Annotated in this window: 5 protein-coding genes; 2 read left to right on the plus strand and 3 right to left on the minus strand. The window is 66.7% G+C overall.

From position 1 onward, the window contains the following. The 3 genes from ROTAS13_RS22390 to tnpA form a co-directional block, all read right to left on the minus strand. The coding region (locus ROTAS13_RS22390; RefSeq protein ID WP_305793731.1) for a transposase at nucleotides 1-279 on the minus strand (279 nt) is incomplete at its 3' end. Between the two features lie 12 nt (nucleotides 280-291). Further along, nucleotides 292-648: an IS66 family insertion sequence element accessory protein TnpB gene (tnpB, locus tag ROTAS13_RS22395; RefSeq protein WP_075823489.1), complete on the minus strand. Its 357-nt coding sequence runs from the start codon at nucleotides 646-648 to the stop codon at nucleotides 292-294. Continuing rightward, nucleotides 645-1,052: an IS66-like element accessory protein TnpA gene (gene tnpA / locus ROTAS13_RS22400; RefSeq protein ID WP_058389716.1), complete on the minus strand. Its 408-nt coding sequence runs from the start codon at nucleotides 1,050-1,052 to the stop codon at nucleotides 645-647. Before tnpA ends, tnpB begins: the two co-directional genes overlap by 4 nt. 445 nt (nucleotides 1,053-1,497) lie before the next feature. Here tnpA and ROTAS13_RS22405 point away from each other — a divergent pair, with 445 nt between their 5' ends. Then, nucleotides 1,498-2,565, plus strand: coding sequence for an IS110 family transposase (locus tag ROTAS13_RS22405; protein ID WP_075823490.1), 1,068 nt, complete (start codon nucleotides 1,498-1,500; stop codon nucleotides 2,563-2,565). Continuing rightward, nucleotides 2,555-2,784: IS3 family transposase (locus tag ROTAS13_RS22410; RefSeq protein ID WP_058389718.1), on the plus strand; the 230-nt coding region annotated here is incomplete at its 3' end. The genes ROTAS13_RS22405 and ROTAS13_RS22410, both read left to right, overlap by 11 nt.

Raw genomic sequence — 2,784 nt, forward strand, 5'->3', positions numbered from 1 at the left:
CGGCGAGGCCTTACCCGCCTCGGCCGCGTTGCCGGCCAGCGTCGCCTCGCTCTCCTCGAAGGCGAACAGCAGCTGATCTTCGGGCAGCCGCTCCGACTTCGCCCCGAACTGCCGACGCTTGAGCTTCAGCAGCAGGTGGTGGAGGCGCTCATTCCGGGCCGCCAGTTCGTCGCGCTCAACGGCCAGGCTGTCGCGCTCGGCGATGACCGACAGCAATAGTGCGCGCAGCGCCGCGGGATCTTCCGGCAAGCTCGGCGTGTCGTCATCCGCGTCGCGCATCGCACAACGATTCTATGCATGCGCGCTTGGCTTGGGAATCTCCCGCGGCGCCTGCACGCATCGCCAGTCGATGCCGTCGAACAGCGCGGCGAACTCCACCGGCGTCAGACGCAGCACGCCATCCACGATCGCCGGCCAGCGGAACGCGCCGCCCCCAAGCTGCTTCCAGACGAGGACCAAGCCGCTGCCGTCCCAGACCAGGATCTTGATCCGGTCAGCGCGGCGGGAGCGGAATACCAGCACTACGCCGGAGAATGGATCCGCGCCCAGCACCTCGACGGCCAGCGCCGCCAGGCTGTGCGCGCCCTTGCGGAAATCTACTGGCTTGCTCGCCAGCAGGATCCGCGCGCCGGCCGGCAGCGCGATCACGCCGCGGACGCCTGGATCGCCCGCAGCACCATCGTCAGCAAGGCCTCGTCGGTGCCCGGCGTTATACGCAGCACAGCGCCGGCAAGCTTGACCTCGACCACGGGCGTGCTGCGGTTCGGCGCGACCGCGGGCTCAGGCTTGGACGCCGCCGTCTCTACGACGACCGGTACGAAATCCAGCGGGACGGCAATCCCAGCCCGCATCTCCCGCCGCCAGGTGAAAACCTGCTGCGGACAGATCTGCCAGCGACGCGCAACCTCGGCCACGACCGCGCCGGGCTCGAGCGTCTCCGCCACGACCTTCGCCTTATCGTCATCCGACCACTTCCGTCGGCGACCAGGCCCCGTCAGCACCTCAAGCCGGCGATACCCGCCAGCCTTCGCGTCGTCATTAACGTCGACCATAATATCGGCTCGAAGCTCCCAGCCTCAGGCTGACCCAGCACATTCACCGCCTACGACGAAAGACGGGCCTCTACGCTTCGCTTACGCAGCGTTAGCAAGGCGAAGAGCTGGGCCTGGGTGAAGTCGTGCCGCGAGGTCCGGCTGCCGTAGGCCGGGAAGGTTCGGCGCCCAGCGGCCAAGGCCTCGCGTGCCACCCGTATCGCCGACTTCGTCATGCTGCGCATCGAGAACCTCGCGTCCAGAACTCGACCCTCCCAGCGCTGCCCTCAATCAGAAGGTTTCAACAGAGCAACCTCGTGTCATGGCGTTGATCTGCCGGTCCTCCAGGCTGCGCCCGGCGCCGCTTCGATGCGTGACTTCATAGGAGCCTGAGGGACAGCCATCCCATCACAGTCCTGTCCCATCAAAGCGCAGCCTCGGGCTTCCCGCTACCCGGAGGACCGACATGCATTCCACCCCATCCGATGCGATCATCATCGGCGTCGACACCCACAAGGATGTTCACATCGCCGTCGCGATCACCGGGTTCGGTGCGCATCTCGGCACCCTCTCGATCCCCGCAACAGCGACGGGATACCGGCAGCTCGTTCGCTGGGCCGTCGCTTGCGGGTCCATCCGGGCCTTCGGCATCGAGGGCACCGGCTCCTACGGCGCAGGCCTGAGCCGGGCGCTCGTATCCCAAGGGTACCGCGTCATTGAGGTCGATCGCGCGAACCGTCGGCTCCGGCGCCAGCACGGCAAGAGCGACACGATCGATGCCGAGGCCGCCGCCCGCGCCGTTCTGGCCGGCGAGGCCAACACGTCCCCCAAGTCCGGGGATGGGAATGTCGAGATGATCCGGCATCTGAAGATCGCCCGCGACACCGCGCTGAAGGCTCGCACGCAGACGATGGTCACGCTGAAGACCCTCATCGTCAACGCGCCGCAGCCGCTGCGCGAAGCGTTCATCGCCGTGACCGGCCCGATGACCCTGATCCGGGCGCTCGCGGCCTTGCGTCCCGGCCCTATGACTTCAACAACAGCCTCGGCCAAGACGGCACTGCGCATGCTGGCCCGGCGCTGGCTCACCCTCGCCGCCGAGATCCGCGAACTCGACGATGCGCTCGAAAGGCTGGTTCGCCGCCAGGCATCGGCCTTAATGGCGGCGCCGGGCATCGCCGTTGGCACGATCGCGGAGATGCTTATCGTCCTTGGCGACAATCCCGAGCGTATCCGCTCAGAGGCCGCCTTCGCCAAGCTCTGCGGCGTTTGTCCCATCCCTGCATCCAGCGGCAAGACCACCCGCCATCGTCTCAACAGGGGCGGCAACCGGCGAGCCAACGCTGCGCTGCACCGCGTGGCCGTTGTCCGGATGCGCTCCCATCCCGAAACGAAAGCCTATGTCCATCGTCGAACAGCCGAGGGCAAGTCCCTTCGGGAGATCCGACGCTGCCTGAAGCGGTACATCGCCCGGGAAATTTTCAATAGTCTCTGCAGGCCAACCGCTCAGTCCGCAGTCTCAAATGGCCCTTGACCAACATAGGAGCATCAACGCGCCCATGGAGAGCTTCTTCGCCTCGCTCAAGAAGGAGCACATCCACCAGGCCCACTTCCGCACCCGCGCGGAGGCGGCGGTGTTCGACTACGTCGAGGTGTTCTATAATAGGCAGCGCCTGAACTCAGGCGTCGGCTACCGTACGCCCACCGAGGCGCGGGTAGCCATGAGTGCGGAGGCCGTCATGCCGATCGCCGC

It is taken from the genome of Roseomonas sp. TAS13 (assembly GCF_001950415.1).
In the GTDB taxonomy this organism is placed as follows: domain Bacteria; phylum Pseudomonadota; class Alphaproteobacteria; order Acetobacterales; family Acetobacteraceae; genus Roseomonas; species Roseomonas mucosa.